Source organism: Azospirillum sp. SYSU D00513 (assembly GCF_017356015.1).
Taxonomy (GTDB): domain Bacteria; phylum Pseudomonadota; class Alphaproteobacteria; order Azospirillales; family Azospirillaceae; genus Azospirillum.
In genome coordinates, this window is sequence record NZ_JAFIQV010000049.1 from 1 (window position 1) to 15,583 (window position 15,583).

Below are 15,583 nucleotides of genomic sequence, written 5' to 3' on the forward strand. Positions count from 1 at the left end.
GGCAACCTGCTGGCCTTCTTCGAGCGCCCCATCGCCGGCGCGCTCGGCGCCTTCACCATCCTCGTCCTGCTCTCGCCCCTTCTCTCCGCGCTCTGGCGGGGCAAGGGCAGGAAGGCCGGAACCTTGAACGGCCCCTCATAAGGGGGCGATCAGCTCCGACAGCCGGCGGCGGTGCTCCGCCCGCCGTCCGGCATCAAGGCGGCCGGGGTCGTTCCAGTAGCCCGCGGCCGTGTCCCGCACCGCGCGCAGGAAGGCATCCTCGTTTTTCTGCCCGAAGACGGGCCGGTAGACGCCCGCACCCAGGCGCCAACTGCCCTGGTCCCTCCCGATGAGTCCGATGCGAAGGGCGCCGCCCGCATGCTCCAGCGCGGCGAGCATGGCGATCTGGTCGAGCGAATAGTGCATCTCGCCGCGGGCCAGCCAGTGCAGGAGATAGCGCCGCACCGCGCGGAGATAGCCCATGGCCGCCTCCGTGGGCCGCGCGGCCAGCAGGCCGCCCGCGACCCCGTCATAGGGGTAGGTCAGCATGCCCGCTCCATGCACCAGCCCCAAGTCGAAGGGCGTGCCCCCGTCGTCGGGTGCTGAGGTCAGGAAAGCCGCCGGGTCTCCGAGGAAGACCCCGTCGATGTCGGCGACGATCATCCCCTCCGGGTAGCGCGACGCCAGCGCCGGAGCGCGCAGGAAGCGCACGGCGGTGAGATGGCTGCGGGCCATGATCCCGGACAACCCGTGGCCCCCATCCTCCCAGGACAGGTTGATGCGCAGGGACGTCCGCGCGCGGAGGCCGTCGAGGGTGGCGAAGACCGCCGCGTCCGGCCGGACGATGTGCAGATGCAGGGCGGAGGCTGGCCCGCCGGGCTCCCCGAACGCCTCCACGGACATCACGAACAGCGGGGCGAAGCGGTGGAAATAGGCGGCGTCGCAGGCACAGAGAATGGCGGCTCCGCCCGCGCGGTTGCCCTGGTGATCGCGGAGCGTGGCGTCGTACTCCGCCTCCATCCCCGGCGTGACCGCGGCGATTCGGTCCGCGAAGCCGGCACCGTCGCAGAAATGACGGACCATCGGCACGCTCGCCTCCGCCTGCTCGTAAAAGGGCCGTGCCGCCGGCAGTCCGCCGCGCTCGTGGCGCAACAATCCCTGAAGGAAGATCAGCCAGTCCCGGATGTCGGCCCGGCCCTGCCCGGCGGCGGCATCGGCCGCGGGCAGCAGCAGGCGGTCCATGGCCTCCAGGGACAGCTCCCGCCGCTTCCTCTCGATCAGGTCGAACGCCAGGTAATAGGGTGTTTTCCAGAACCACCCCTCCTCCCGGCAACCGGCGCAGGCACGGGCGACCGCCTCCGCGAAGCCGTCCGCGTCGCCCGCCACGCCGGACACGAAACCATAGGCGAACAGCAGTTCCCGCCCGCCTGCGCCCAGCCGCAAGGCGCGCCGGTAGGCGGCGGCCGAAGCCGCCACCCGGCCCTGCGCCTGCCGGATCCTGGCGAGCAGGAGATAGCCTTCGGCATCGGCCGGATCGGCGGCGATGGACAGGTCGGCGACAGACGCCGCCTGCGGAAAGCGCCCCTGGCCGGCCAGCAGCGAGGCGTAGCAGCGCGCGGCGGCCGGCTCGCCGGGCACGGCGTCGAGTATCCGGCGGAACAGCGTCTCGGCGGCGGCCTGATCCCCGCGCTCCTGAAGATCGAGGGCGAAGCGCAACGCCTCCAGAACCGATGCCATGGGATCACCCGAGCCTTTCCCACCGATGGAGACTGTGGCTTATTGCCATGGTCCGCATAAGCAAAGCCTTCAATCGTTTCGGCATGAGGAATTCTCGCGCCGTGCACTCACGGCCGTCCTCCGGCCGGCGCCGGTTTGCCCCGCCATCACCAGGAGAACCGATCATGCTGGAACTGCGCCCGTCCTGCGAATGCTGCGACAAGGATCTGCCGCCCGAGTCCACGGAGGCCTTCATCTGCAGCTTCGAGTGCACCTTCTGCGCCGGCTGCAAGGACAATGTCCTGGGCGGCGTCTGTCCGAACTGCGGTGGCAACTTCGTGCCGCGCCCGATCCGCCCGGCGGGCAAGCTGGTGAAGTACCCGCCGACCACCCTGCGCACGGTAAAGGCCGGCGGCTGCGCCAAGGCGGCCTGACGCGGGTTGGTGAAGCGCTGCGTGGAAAAGCCGTGCGCGCAGTCTCCCCGCCCGCCGGAAATCCGCTATGCTCCGCCCCGGTTTCCAACCAGACAGAGCGTAGCCCCGTGACCTTCGAACAGCTTTGCGCACGCAACACCGAGGCCCGTTTCACCGACTGGCTCCGCGAGCAGGCGGAACCCAACTGGACGCGGATGACGACGCACCGCTTCGCGCGGGAACTGGGCGCCGGCACGCTCGACGACGCGGTGGCCGGGCGCTATCTGGTGCAGGACTACGCCTTCGTGGAGACCTTCGTGTCGCTGCTGGGCAGCGCCATCACCACGGCGCCGGTCATGCCGTCCAAGCGGGCCTTCGCGCAGTTCGCGGCGGCCATCACGTCGGACGAGAACGACTTCTTCCTGCGCTCCTTCGAGGCGCTCGGCATTCCCGAATCGGTCTGGAAGGACCCGGCGCTGCACCCCGTGACGGCGGAATTCCTGGAGGTGCTGCGCGCCGCCATCCGCAGCGGCAGCTACCCGCAGGTGCTGAGCGTCCTGGTCGCGGCGGAGTGGAGCTACCTGACCTGGGCCAAGGCCTGCCCGGCCGAACGGCCCACGCAGTTCTGGCTGTCGGAATGGATCGAGCTGCACGCGATCCCGCCCTTCGAGGCCTTCGTGAACTGGCTGCGCGAGGAGACCGACCGCGTCGGTGAGGGCGCCGGCGCCGGAACCCAGGCCATGATGGCCGAGAACTTCAAGCGCATGATGGCGCTCGAGGAAGCCTTCTTCGACGCCGCCTACTCTGAATAGCCCGCGAGGCAGGCCGCCCTCAAGCAGCCCGCTTCCACTCCTGCCAGCCGCCGAGCCGGACGCCGATGGCGTATTTGGTGAAGGGAATGCGCAGCTCGATGTCGCGGGGCTGGAAGAAGCTGAGGGCGCGCGGTTCGCCCGTCGGGCCGAATTCCAGCCGGGCGCCCTTCGGCTCCTCGGCGAACTCGTCGCTCATCACCTGCCAGACCTCCAGGTCGGTGCCGTGGTTGGAGATCTTGTACTGGCCGCAGCGCCAGAGCGGCCCCTCGCCCATCCCCTTCTCGACGACCCGCTTCTCGTCCTGCATGTCCACTTGGCCGACGCCGGCGGCCTGGCCGCTCATGCCCGGCCCGCGGCTCTCCGCGCGGAAGCCCAGCCGCAGCCAGGAGGTGCGGGCGTTGGGGATGATGCCGCGCACGAGCCGGGCGTCCTCGGCCGCGAACCGTTCCGGATCGTCGTAGAGGATGCGGTCCAGGGCGGCGGCGACCACGAGGCGGTCGTCGATGCTCAAGGGCCGTGCGGGGTCGCTGTTGGGCGGGCTGGTCATGATCGCCATCGGTGACGGGCGCTCCACTCTACACCGCAGGGGGGCCGCTGCGGAAGGCGCGGGCGGTATACCGTTCCGGAAGGTTTTCTCACGCGAGGGCCGGCGCTATGCTCCCGCGCCCCGGCCGCCTTCCCTGGTTCAAGACGCGAGTGCCCCGCCATGACCGATCTGTTCGATGACGCCTCCATCCTCCGCCGCACGCCCGTCGAGGCGCTGACGGTCGAGCAGGCGGCGGCGGAGCTGGAGGCGCTGGCGCGGGAGATCGCGCACCATGACGAGCTGTACCACCAGAAGGACCAGCCGGAGATTTCCGACGCGGAGTACGACACGCTGGTCCGCCGCAACAACGCCATCGAGGGGCGCTATCCGGAGCTGCGCCGGGCCGATTCGCCTTCCTTGCGGGTGGGGTCCGCCCCCGCCGCCGGCTTCGGCAAGGTGCGCCACGCCCTGCCCATGCTGTCGCTCGGCAACGCCTTCGCGCCCGAGGACGCGCGGGAGTTCGTGGCCCGCATCCGCCGCTTCCTGGGGCTGGCCGAGGACGCAGCCGTCGAGTTCGTGGCCGAGCCGAAGATCGACGGGCTGTCCTGCTCGCTGCGCTACGAGGATGGCCGGCTCGTGCTGGCCGCCACGCGCGGCGACGGGGCGGAGGGGGAGGACGTCACCGCCAACGTCCGCACCATCCGCGACGTGCCGCACCGGCTGCCCGCCCCCTACCCCGCCGTGCTGGAGGTGCGCGGCGAGGTCTACATGAACCGCGACGACTTCCTGGAGATGAACAGGGCGCGCGCCGACAAGGGCGAACCGCTCTTCGCCAACCCACGCAACGCCGCCGCCGGCTCGCTGCGCCAGCTCGACCCGAAGATCACGGCCGGGCGCCCCCTGCGCTTCTTCGGCTACGCGCTGGGCGAGCTGTCGGAGCCCATCGCCGACACCCAGTCGGGTGTGCGCAGGAGGCTGGAGGGCTGGGGCTTCCAGCTCAATCACCCTACCGAATGCTGCCGGGGCGCCGACGAGCTTCTGCGCCATTACGAGCGGATCGGCCGGGAACGCTCCGCCCTGCCCTTCGACATCGACGGCGTCGTCTACAAGGTGGACAGCCTGGAGCTTCAGCAGCGTCTGGGCTTCGTGTCGCGGGCGCCGCGCTGGGCCATCGCCCACAAGTTCCCGGCCGAGAAGGCGCAGACCCGCCTGAAGGGCATCACCATCCAGGTCGGGCGCACCGGCGCCCTGACCCCCGTCGCCGAGCTGGAGGACATCACCGTCGGCGGGGTGGTGGTCAGCCGCGCCACGCTGCACAACGAGGACGAGATCGCCCGCAAGGACGTCCGCGTCGGCGACCTCGTGGTGGTCCAGCGCGCCGGCGACGTCATCCCGCAGATCGTCGGGGCCGTGCTGGAGCAGCGCCCGGAGGGCACCGAGCCTTACCGCTTCCCCGACCATTGCCCGGTCTGCGGCAGCCTCGCCGTCCGCGAGCCGGACGAGGCGGTGCGCCGCTGCACCGGCGGCCTGATCTGCGCCGCCCAGGCCAAGGAGCGGCTGCGCCATTTCGTTTCCCGCGACGCCTTCGACATCGAGGGCCTGGGCGAGAAGATCATCGAGGAGTTCTGGGACGACGAGCTGATCCGCTCGCCCGCAGACATCTTCACCCTGCAGGAGCGGGAGGAGGCCGGGACCATCCGGATCCTCGGCCGGCCCGGCTGGAAGGAGAAGTCGGTCCAGAACCTCTTCGCCGCCATCCGCCAGCGGCGCGACGGCATCGAGCTTCAGCGCGTGATCTTCGCCCTGGGCATCCGCCATGTCGGCGAGGTCACGGCCAAGTCGCTCGCCCGCCATTACACGACCATGGAGAACTGGATCGAGCGCATGATCGAGGCCGGCCACGCCATGCCCGGCGAGGCGTGGCGGGACCTGCACGAGCTGAACGGCGTCGGCCCGACCACGGCGGCCACCATCCTGGCCTGGTTCGCCGACCCAGAAAGCGCCGCCAAGCTGGACTTCTACTCCGGCAACGACTCCCTGCGGCTGGAGACGGTGATCGCGTCGCTCGGCATCAAAAGGCTGAACGTCCGGGCCGCCCAGGCCCTGGCCCAGCGCTATGGGACGCTGGAGAGCTGGCGCGCGACCATGACGGCGGCGGTGGCCCAGGCGCCCGGCCCGGCCTGGCTGGAGCTGGTCGCCGTTCCCGACGTCGGCGAGGTCGCGGCCGAGGAGGTGGCGTCCTTCTTCCTGGAAGAACGGAACCTGACGGTCGTGCGCGACCTCGCCGCCCGGCTGAACGTGCTGCCGGCCGAGGCGCCGAAGGCCGTCTCCTCCCCCGTGGCCGGCAAGACGGTGGTCTTCACCGGCACGCTGGAGACCATGACCCGCGCCGAGGCCAAGGCCCGCGCCGAGGCGCTGGGCGCCAAGGTGGCCGGCTCCGTCTCCGCCAAGACCGACTATGTCGTGGCCGGCGCCGACGCCGGCAGCAAGGCCGCCAAGGCGCAGGAACTCGGCGTCACGATCCTGACCGAACAGGCCTGGCACGAGCTGGTCGGGGGGTGAGGAGGCCCATTCCTCTTGGGCTACGCCTAGCGCACATCCGCAGCACAGAATTTCATAGTAAGCCTACAACTTCGGCGTCATCCCTGCAGACGCGCATTGGCGCCAAACTTTGAGGGTTGATCGACCGAAGCAAGGTTCCGACCACCTTCCACCGTCATCCCCGCGGACGCGGGGATCCAGAGTTTCCAAAGGGTTCGCTACGGGAAGGACTGGATTCCCGCTTTCGCGGGAATGACGAGGAGGGAGGTTGCAGGCTTCGGCAAGACGGGCCGCTGTGAAAACGTTGACGCCCATGCGCTTTCGCGGGGACGACGGAAGGGTTGTATCCCTCTCGAGATTCGTCGACGGAACGGCAAAGAAAATGCCCCCGCCCAAACTGGGCGAGGGCATTTCGAGCGCCACTCGTCGGAAAGGAAGGAACCCCTACGCGAACAGCGCGTCGATGTCCGCCTGGCTGATGCTGCCGGTTTCCTGCGCCTCGGACGGGCCGTGCAGTTCCAGGCCCTCGTCGACCTTGGTCGTGCTGGGCGGCAGGGGCATGGATTCGAACTCGCGCTTGTTCCAGAGGCTCATCATCGCGTCCACGCGCTCCTCGATGTAGCCGAGCGCCTTGCAGACCTTGGTGATGCGCTGGCCGGTGAGGTCCTGGAAGTTGCAGGCCTCGTAGATGCGCACGATGATGTCGTTCATGTCGCCGACGCGGCTGGCGTGATAGCCCTCGGGCAGCGAGGCCTTCACCTCCTGCACGACTTCTTCCAGCTCCTCGGCGCAGGCCATGATGCTGTTGGTCGCCGCCTCGGTCGCCGAAACGACGGCGCCCAGCTCCTGTGAGGCCTGCTGGAAGCGGTCCTCGCCGGCCAGCGGGTGGCGGATGGCCGCCATCTCCATCTTGGTGGCCTTAATGCGGCCGGAGATGTCGGCGATGTCGACCTGGATCTGCTCGATCTGGTTGTTGTCGAGCGTCAGGAACCGGTCGAGCTTGGAGCCCAGGTCATGGATGGCCCGCAGCACCTCGCTGTGGTCCACCGCCACCGGAGCCGCGGCCGGCCCCTCGAGCGCCAGCGCCGGTGCTGCCGGTCCCGGCTGGGGCGAATCGGCGAGGGCGGACTGGTAGGGATTGCCGGTCCGGCGAGCCTGCTGAAGCTCTGCCATGAAAGGCTTGGACGTGTGCTTCATGCTCGCTCGCTTTCGGCTGCGGCCGGCGCCTTGGAGAAGGGGGCCGTGATGGCGTGGCACGATGGGCTTGCAACGCTGGGCGGCATGCTACCGTGCGGATGCAGGAACCGTATTCTATCGCTTTTTAGGGAAATCCCTGAAGATTTTCCGCAATTGCGAAAGGGTGGCGTCGGGGGACCTCACCCGAACAGGGCGTCGATGGCGGCCTGATCGAGTGGCGGAGGCGGATCCTCCTCAACGGCGGGAGCCGGCTTGGGCGCGGGCTTCGCCGCGGGTTTGGGGGCCGCCGCCGCGGGTTTCGGCGCCGGCTTCGGGGGCGGAGCTGGCTTGGGCGCCGGGGCCGGCGTGTCGAACATGCTGTCGATGTCCGACTGGCTCGCCACGGCGGGCGCCGCCGCGGGTGCGTCGAACATGCTGTCGATGTCGGACTGGCTGGCCACGGCGGGAGCCGCCGGGGCCGGCGCGTCGAACATGTTGTCGATGTCCGACTGGCTCGCCACCACCGGGGCCGCGGGAGCCTGGGCGGGCGCCGGGGCCGGTGCGGGAGCCGCCGGAGCAGGCGCGTCGAACATGCTGTCCACGTCCGCCTGGCTGACGCCGTGGCCGTGGAGCTGCGGGCCGTTCAGCAGATGGGCGTCCGGCCGGCTGTCCGCCGGCTCCTCGGGCAGGCCGCTGATGCTGGCCAGCGCCTCGTCGCCCCAGATGCTGATCATGGCGTTGATGCGCTGCTCGATGTAGCGTAGCGCGTTCACCACCTTGCTGGTCCGCTGGCCCGTAAGGTCCTGGAAGGAGCAGGCGGTGAAGATGTTCATCACCTCCGACTCGATCTCGGTGCACAGGATGGGGTTGGCCCCGTCGGCCTTCAGCTTGCCCGACAGGTCCATCAGCCGCTCGGCCGCGTTCAGGATCTCGATCGAGGCCCGCTCGGTCGAGATGACGATGGCGTCCAGCTCGTTCGTGGCGGAGAGGATCTTGTCGCTCGCCCCGTTGGGGGGGCGGAGCGCCGCGACCTCGCGCCGCGCCTGCTCGATGGAGGCGGCCATTTCCAGCAGTTCGCGCCGCAGGACCTCGACGTGCTTGGCCGCCTCGATCACTTGGTTCTGCTGGCGCCAGGAGTCCCGGAACTCCTGGAGCATGGTGCGCACTTCCCCCGCCGCGGCGCCCAGCGAGCGGCGGTGGAAACGGCGCAGGAACGCCCGCCCCTTCGCGGAGCGGGCGATCGCTTCCTCGATGTGCTCGAACTCTTCCTCGGACAGTTCCGGAAGCGGCTCCACGCCTGGATCTCCTTGAACGCGGTCGAACCTGCCTCGGGCGCCGGCCGTCAGGCCCCGCCGATGACCGCCTGGATCTTGGACTTCAGCGTGTCGGCGTTGAACGGCTTCACGATGTAGTTGTTCACGCCGGCCTGCTTGGCGGCGATGACGTTCTCGGTCTTGCTCTCGGCGGTGACCATGATGAACGGGGTCGGCGCCAGCTTGGCGTCAGCGCGGATCTCCTTGAGGAGCTGGAGGCCGGTCATCGGCTCCATGTTCCAGTCGGAGATGATCAGGCCGAACTTGCTCTCGCGCAGCTTCTGCAGCGCGGTGACACCGTCGCCGGCTTCATCGATGTCGGTGTAGCCGATCTGGGTCAGCAGGTTCCGGACGATACGCCGCATCGTGGCGTAGTCATCGACGACGAGGATCTTCATCTAATCGCTCCGCATTCTTCCGTTGCTGGGCCCAGGCCCGGCGTTGATTCCCGCACCGCGTGGCCCGGCGGGGGCCGCGTTCCGGCTTTGGATGGTGATGCCCTAACTCTACCGAAAAGTCACCCTTTAGAGAGGAGACTGCCCCGGACGGCGTAAACAACATCTTACCGAAGCGCCGCCGATCCCTGGCATTCGTGACATTTGTCACAAGACCGCCGCCGGGGGGCCGCCATCAGGACCCGCCTTCCGGAACTGGCCTACCCGCCGAGCGGTTCGGTCGCGTCGCGCAGCCAGGCGGCGGCCTCCCCCTCCAGGTCGGGCAGCAGCGCTCCGCGCACCCTCTCATGGTAGGCGTCGATCCAGCCCCGCTCCTCCGCGCTCAGCAGCGCCGGCTCGATCAGGGCGCGGTCGATGGGGGCGAGCGTCAGCACCTCGAAGCCCAGCATCGGCCGCTCCGCCCCGGCCGTGTCGACCGGCTGCACGGCCACGAGATTCTCGATCCGGATGCCGTAGGCGTCCGTCTTGTAGTAGCCGGGCTCGTTGGACAGGATCATGCCGGGCTGGAGCGCCACGCTGTTCGGCACCTTGGAGATGCGTTGCGGTCCTTCATGCACCGACAGGAAACTGCCGACCCCGTGGCCGGTTCCGTGGTCGAAGTCGAGCCCCGCCGCCCAGAGCGGCAGGCGCGCCAGCGTGTCGAGCTGCGATCCGGTGGTGCCGCGCGGGAACAGGGCCGTGGAAACGGCGATGTGCCCCTTCAGCACGCGGGTGAAGCGGTCGCGCATCTCCGCCGTCGGGGTGCCGACAGCCAGCGTGCGGGTCACGTCGGTCGTCCCGTCCAGATACTGGGCGCCGCTGTCCAGCAGGAACAGGCTTCCCGATTCGAGCGGCCGGTCGGTTTCCGGCGTCACGCGGTAATGCACGATGGCGCCGTTGGATCCCGCCCCGGCGATGGTGTCGAAGCTCGATCCCCGGAAACGCTCCCCCTCGGCCCGGAAGGCGAAGAGCCGGTCGGCGGCCGCACTCTCGGTCAGCCCACCCTTGAGGGCCTCGACCGACAGCCAGTGCAGGAAGCGGGCGAGCGCCACGCCGTCGCGCCGGTGCGCCGCGCGGGTGCCGGCCAGTTCCGCCTCGTTCTTGCAGGCCTTCGGCAGGGCGCAGGGGTCGGAGTCGCGCTCGACGCGCGCCCCGCCCTTTTCCAGCCGCTCGAAGATCCAGGCGGAGGTCTGGGCCGGGTCGGCCAGCAGCTTTGCCCCGCCCCGCCCGATCTCCTCCAGCGCCGGCCCCAGCTCCTCGGGCGCACGGACGGAGACTTGGTTGCCGAGATGCGCCTCCAGGCCGGGGACCAGCTTGCGGCGGTCGATGAAGAGGTCGAGATCGCCGCTGGCCTTCAGGATCGCGAAGGACAGCGGCAGCGGGGTGCAGGGCACGTCCGCACCCCGGATGTTGAGAAGCCAGGCGATGGAATCGGGCTGGGTGAGAACCGCCGCGGCGATCCCGTCGCGGGCCAGCTTCGCCCCGATCTCCGCCCGCTTGACGGCGGCGGGCACGCCGGCGAAGGCGAGATCGTGGGCGACCACGGGCGCCAGCGGGGCCGGCGGCTGGTCCGTCCAGACGGCGTCCACCGGATTGTCCTCGCAAGGAGCGAGCGAGAGGCCGATCCGCTCCAGCGCCTTGCCCGTCCGCTCCACCCAGGCGGCCGTGTGCAGCCGGGGATCGTAGCCGAGCTTTCCGCCCGGCGGCAGGGCATCGGCCAGCCAGTCGGTCAGCGGGTCATCGATCAGATGCTTGTAGTCGTACAGGGCCTCGGGCACCTCGGCCCGGACCTGGATGGTGTAGCGCCCGTCCACGAACATCGCGGCGCGCGCCGATGCCGCCACCGCGTGCCCGGCCGATCCGGTGAAGCCGGTCAGCCAGGCGAGCCTCTGCGCGCGGGGCGGCACATACTCGCCCTGATGCTCGTCGCCGCGCGGCACGATGAAGGCGTCCAGCCCGCGCCGCGCCAATTCGGCCCGCAGCGCCGCCAGCCGCCCGGCATGGTCCATCGGCAGGGGCACGGCGGCGGCCTGCATCAGCGCCTTCAGTGCGCGGAGCTGGCCGGCCAGCTCGCCGGGCAGCGCTTCCCCCGCCAGGACCAGCCAGCCGTCCGGATCCTGCCCGTCCGGCGCCGCCAGCACGCCCGCCACCAGCGCGCGCATGTCCGCCGCGGTGCGGGGCAGCCCGGCCTGGTGCAGGAGGTCCGTCAGGGCATCGTCGCCCCGGTAGCGGTTGCCTTCTTGGCGGTCGTCGCGAAGCGCGCTCGGCACGGTCTGCATCCTCTCTCGCGGTGGTGGCCGGGGACCCATTGCCCGATCACCTCAGGCTAGGCCCCAGCCGCGCCGCGCGCAACAGACCGGGCGGCGTAGGAGGATGCATTCCCGGCGGAAAGGCTCGGGGCCAGCGTCAGGGAATGTCCGGCAGCCCGGTGTCCTCCGGCAGGCCGAGCCGGGCCAGCGCCCGCTTGCGCGCCTCGCCACGCTCGATGTCGGAGACGTGCAGAAGCCCGCCGAGGCGGCGCAGCAGGTTCGCCTCGATGTCGTTCAGTTCGCCGTCGGCGTAGACCACCTCCCACAGGGTTTCGATGATCCACACCCGCCGCTCCGGCGGACAGCGGTCCATCAGCACGCTGACATAGCGGTCGAGCGGCGACACGCCGCGCGTCTCCCGGACCGCGTCGGTGAGGAGGTCCTGCGCCTCCGCGTCGTTCAGGTCGAAGCGCCGCTTGGCGATGTCGAGGATGCGGGCGCGCTCGGCCTCGGCGATGCCCTCGTCGCTGCGCGCCGCCTCGACCAGAAGGGCAGCGGCGGCGGCGCGCAGGCTGCCGTCGTCGTGGGTACGGCCGGACGAACCCTCGCCGGTGTCCGTGGCGTCGAACAGATCCTTGATGCGGTTCAGCATGGGTCCTCCCTGCGGCTCAGCCATCCAACAGAGATGGCGCGCCGCCGGGCAAAGACCATCGACCAAAGACCATTAACCCCAAAGGCCAAGCTTGAAGGGGCGCGCCCTCAGCGCCGGACGATCAGGGTCGTCCATTCGCCCATGGGGATGCGGGCGACCAGCCGCAGGCCCTGGGCGCGGTGCGCCTGAATGACGTGGCGCTCCTGCCGGCTGAGCAGGCCGGCCAGCACGGCGTAGCCGCCCTTCTTCAGGTGGCGCGCGAGCTGCGGGGCCATGCGGGCAAGCGGGCGGGCCAGGATGTTGGCGGTGATCAGCCGGTAGGGCTTGTGTTTCCCGACGATGGAGGTGTTGTAGCCGTCGCCGCCCTCGGCCCGGATGCGGCCCTGGAGCTGGTTGATGCGGGCGTTGACGCGGGTGACGCGCACCGCCTCCGGGTCGATGTCCACGGCAACGACCGGCACGCCCCAGCGCTTGGCGACGGCCAGCGCCAGGATGCCGGAGCCGCAGCCCATGTCGAGCGCCGCCCCCCGGCCCCGCTCCCGGCGCGGCAGCCGCACATGACGGCTCAGCCGGTCGAGCGCCAGCAGGCAGCCCTTGGTCGAGCCGTGCTCGCCCGTGCCGAAGGCGGTGGCCGCGTCCACCAGCAGCGGGATGCTGCCGCCCGGCACCGTGCCCTCATGGTGGGAGCCATGCACGAAGAAGCGTCCGGCCTGGATCGGCGGGAAGCCCTCGTAGCTGTGCGACACCCAATCGATGGGCGGCAGTTCCTCGATGATCAACTCCGGGTCGTCGAGTCCCAGCGCCTGGGCCAGCACCGCGACCCGCCCGGTCAGGCGCGGCCGGTCCGGCTCGCCGTGGATCGTCGCCTCGACCAGCCAGTTGCCGCCCTCCTCCAGCTCGAATGTGGAGACGGCGTCCGCATGGTCGCCGACCGCGTCCGCGAAGACGGGAGCGTGGGCTTCGGGAACGACGAGCGCGATGCGCCAGAGATTGGAGCGGGCCATGGACGGTCTTTCGGCGGTGTGCGGGCGGGGATTCTCGGGAACGGTGCGGGTTTTACCACCCGCACCGCCGGAGACAAGCTTTTCGGCGGAAAGGCCCCGATCGGGTCAGCCCGCCTTCTCGGCGGGGATGACGAAGCTGTCCATGACCTTCTTCGTGCCGGCCACGTCGAAGTCGATCTCCAGCTTGTCCTGCTCCACCGTCTTGACCGTGCCGTAGCCGAACTTCTGGTGGAAGACGCGGGCACCCTTGGGGAAAGGGCTGTCGGGCCGGGCGCGCGGCTCGACATGGAAGGCCGTGCCCTCCAGCGTCACGCCGCGCGAGGGCGCCTGCCGCCCCTGGCGGAACCCGCTTCCTCCGCCGCCGCCATAGCCGCCACCATGATTGCCGAAACCGCCACCGGAGTAGCCGCCCCCGCCGCCATAACTCCCCGCACCCGGTGCGGCGCCCGCGAACAGGCCGGTGGCCGCCTCGGCCTCGACGGTGTCCGGCGGGATCTCAGCGACGAAGCGCGAGGGCACGGCGCTGACCCAGCTTCCGTACAGGCGGCGGTTGGCGGCGTGGCTGACATAGGCGCGCTTGCGGGCGCGGGTCAGCCCGACATAGGCGAGCCGCCGCTCCTCCTCCAGCCCGGCGGTGCCGGTCTCGTCCAGCGCGCGCTGGTTGGGGAACACCCCCTCCTCCCAGCCCGGCAGGAAGACGATGTCGAACTCCAGCCCCTTGGCGCCGTGCAGGGTCATGACCGTGACCTGGTCGGCCCCGGCGGCCTCGGCGTTCTCCATCACCAGCGCCACGTGTTCGAGGAAGCCCGGCAGGTTCTCGAACTCCGCCATGGCGGTGACCAGCTCCTTCAGGTTCTCCAGCCGGCCCGGCGCCTCGGGCGTCTTGTCCTCCTGCCACATGCGGGTGTAGCCGGACTCGTCCAGGATCATGCGCGCCAGGTCGGTGTGCGGCATGGTGGTGGCGAGCGCGCGCCAGCGGAAGAAGTCCTGGAGCAGCCCGTTCAGCGAACCCCGCACCTTGGGCTTCAGCTCGTCCGTCTCGACCAGCGCGTGGCCACCCTCGACCAGCGACACGCCGCGCGAGCGGGCGGCCTGGTAGAGGCACTGCATCGCCGCCGGGCCGATGCCGCGCTTGGGCAGGTTGATGATGCGCTCGAAGGCGAGGTCGTCGTCGGGCGAGTTCACGACGCGGAAATAGGCCATGGCGTCGCGGATTTCCTGCCGCTCGTAGAAGCGCGGGCCGCCGATGACCTTGTAGGGCAGGCCCAGCGTGATGAAGCGCTCCTCGAACTCGCGGGTCTGGAAGCCGGCGCGCACCAGCACGGCCATCTGCGACAGCGGCACGCCCCGGCGCTGGAGCGTCTCAATCTCCTCGCCGATCCAGCGCGCCTCCTCCTCGCCGTCCCACACGCCCTGAACCCGCACCGGCTCGCCGCCGTCCGCCTCCGTCCAAAGCGTTTTTCCGAGCCGCCCCTTGTTGTTGGCAATGAGGCCGGAAGCAGCGGCTAGAATTTGTCCAGTAGATCGGTAATTCTGTTCTAGCTTAATAACCTTCGCACCTGGGAAATCTTGCTCAAAACGCAAGATGTTCCCAATTTCTGCCCCGCGCCATGCATATATCGACTGGTCTTCGTCGCCGACGCAGCAGATGTTCTTGTGCGCCTGGGACAGGATGCGCAGCCACAGATACTGGGCGACGTTGGTGTCCTGATACTCGTCCACCAGCACGTAGCGGAACTTGCGGTGGTATTCGGCCAGCACGTCCGGGTGGTTCTGGAAGATCGTCAGGTTGTGCAGCAGCAAATCGCCGAAATCGCAGGCGTTCAGGGTCTTCAGCCGGTCCTGGTACTGGCGGTAGAGGGAGACGACGCGCCCGCCGGCCATCTCGCCGCCGTCCGCCTCGCCGAGCTTGCCGGGGGTGAGGCCGCGGTCCTTCCAGCGCTCGATCACGCCCAGCACCTGACGGGGGGGCCACTTCTTGGAATCGATGTTCTCGGCTTCCAGCAGCTGCTTGATCAGGCGGATCTGGTCGTCGGTGTCGAGGATGGTGAAGTTCGACTTCAGCCCGACCAGCTCGGCATGACGCCGCAGGATGCGCGCGGCCAGCGCGTGGAAGGTGCCGAGCCACCAGCCCTCCGGCTCGATGCCCATCAGATGGGCGACGCGCTCGCGCATCTCGCGGGCGGCCTTGTTGGTGAAGGTGACGGTCAGGATCTGGAAGGCGGCGGCGCGCCGCGTCATCAGCAGGTGCGCCAGCCGCGTGGTCAGCACGCGCGTCTTGCCGGTGCCGGCGCCGGCCAGCACCAGGACGGGACCGTCCAACGCCTCCACCGCCTCGCGCTGCACCGGGTTCAGGCCATCGAGATAGGCGAAGCGCTGCACGGGGGCGGGCACCTGGGCCGCGGCGTTGCTCAGCGGATCGTCGTAGTAAGGATCGGACATGGGGCACCCTGTGTTGGACCCCGTATATAGCATGCCCGGCGCGGCATCGAACCCCTCCCGTGCCCCCGGCCGGCACCCTGCCGCCACAACGCCGGGATCAGTGGGGAGCCGCCGGCAAGGGCGGATCTGCAAAACCGCGCGGCCTGCCCCATCGTCCGAAGTCCAGGCACAATGAAGCCCTGGCATGAGGCCTTTGGACGGACCTCCTCCCGGATGGTTTTATTCCGGCTTCGCCCTGGTTCGACGCTCTTATGACTCCCTTCCATTCTACCCTTTTCGGGCATATGCCCATCGAAAGGCGCGGTTTGGACTTAGGAGAAATTTCA

At 69.7% G+C, this 15,583-nt stretch carries 12 protein-coding genes; 3 read left to right on the plus strand and 9 right to left on the minus strand.

From position 1 onward, the window contains the following. Positions 1 to 135: 135 nt before the first annotated feature. Entirely contained in the window at positions 136 to 1,716 is a 1,581-nt protein-coding gene (locus JUB11_RS26930) for a tetratricopeptide repeat protein (protein ID WP_207461884.1), read from the minus strand. Positions 1,717 to 1,880: 164 nt separating this feature from the next. Here JUB11_RS26930 and JUB11_RS26935 point away from each other — a divergent pair, with 164 nt between their 5' ends. Both JUB11_RS26935 and JUB11_RS26940 read left to right on the plus strand, forming a co-directional pair. Further along, positions 1,881 to 2,129: a DUF1272 domain-containing protein gene (locus tag JUB11_RS26935; protein WP_207461885.1), complete on the plus strand. Its 249-nt coding sequence runs from the start codon at positions 1,881 to 1,883 to the stop codon at positions 2,127 to 2,129. A gap of 107 nt (positions 2,130 to 2,236) precedes the next feature. Beyond that, positions 2,237 to 2,920 (plus strand): TenA family protein, encoded by a 684-nt coding sequence (locus JUB11_RS26940; RefSeq protein ID WP_207461886.1) that lies wholly within the window; start codon positions 2,237 to 2,239, stop codon positions 2,918 to 2,920. Between the two features lie 19 nt (positions 2,921 to 2,939). Here the strand turns inward: JUB11_RS26940 and JUB11_RS26945 are convergent, their stop codons facing one another. Continuing rightward, a complete protein-coding gene (locus tag JUB11_RS26945) occupies positions 2,940 to 3,476 on the minus strand; it encodes a hypothetical protein (protein WP_247887350.1) in 537 nt (178 codons plus the stop codon). 150 nt (positions 3,477 to 3,626) lie between these two features. Between JUB11_RS26945 and ligA the strand changes: the two genes are divergently transcribed. Continuing rightward, complete coding sequence (gene ligA / locus JUB11_RS26950; RefSeq protein ID WP_207461887.1) at positions 3,627 to 6,008, plus strand: NAD-dependent DNA ligase LigA; 2,382 nt, start codon at positions 3,627 to 3,629, stop codon at positions 6,006 to 6,008. A 423-nt stretch (positions 6,009 to 6,431) separates the two neighbouring features. Here ligA and JUB11_RS26955 read toward each other — a convergent pair whose 3' ends face one another. From JUB11_RS26955 to JUB11_RS26985, 7 genes are all read right to left on the minus strand, one after another. Further along, entirely contained in the window at positions 6,432 to 7,184 is a 753-nt protein-coding gene (locus tag JUB11_RS26955; protein ID WP_207461888.1) for a protein phosphatase CheZ, read from the minus strand. Between the two features lie 179 nt (positions 7,185 to 7,363). Beyond that, the gene (locus JUB11_RS26960) at positions 7,364 to 8,458 is read right to left on the minus strand and encodes a protein phosphatase CheZ (protein ID WP_207461889.1); all 1,095 of its coding nucleotides are present in this window, start codon (positions 8,456 to 8,458) and stop codon (positions 7,364 to 7,366) included. Positions 8,459 to 8,505: 47 nt separating this feature from the next. After that, entirely contained in the window at positions 8,506 to 8,874 is a 369-nt protein-coding gene (locus JUB11_RS26965; protein WP_207461890.1) for a chemotaxis response regulator CheY, read from the minus strand. A gap of 257 nt (positions 8,875 to 9,131) precedes the next feature. Beyond that, positions 9,132 to 10,946, minus strand: a complete 1,815-nt coding sequence (locus tag JUB11_RS26970) for an aminopeptidase P family protein (protein WP_247887355.1) — start codon at positions 10,944 to 10,946, stop codon at positions 9,132 to 9,134. 370 nt (positions 10,947 to 11,316) lie between these two features. Further along, positions 11,317 to 11,811 (minus strand): TerB family tellurite resistance protein, encoded by a 495-nt coding sequence (locus JUB11_RS26975; protein WP_207461892.1) that lies wholly within the window; start codon positions 11,809 to 11,811, stop codon positions 11,317 to 11,319. Positions 11,812 to 11,918: 107 nt separating this feature from the next. Continuing rightward, positions 11,919 to 12,815, minus strand: a complete 897-nt coding sequence (locus tag JUB11_RS26980) for a 50S ribosomal protein L11 methyltransferase (RefSeq protein WP_207461893.1) — start codon at positions 12,813 to 12,815, stop codon at positions 11,919 to 11,921. Between the two features lie 105 nt (positions 12,816 to 12,920). Next, a complete protein-coding gene (locus JUB11_RS26985) occupies positions 12,921 to 15,257 on the minus strand; it encodes a UvrD-helicase domain-containing protein (protein ID WP_207461894.1) in 2,337 nt (778 codons plus the stop codon). Between the last annotated feature and the right edge of the window lie 326 nt (positions 15,258 to 15,583).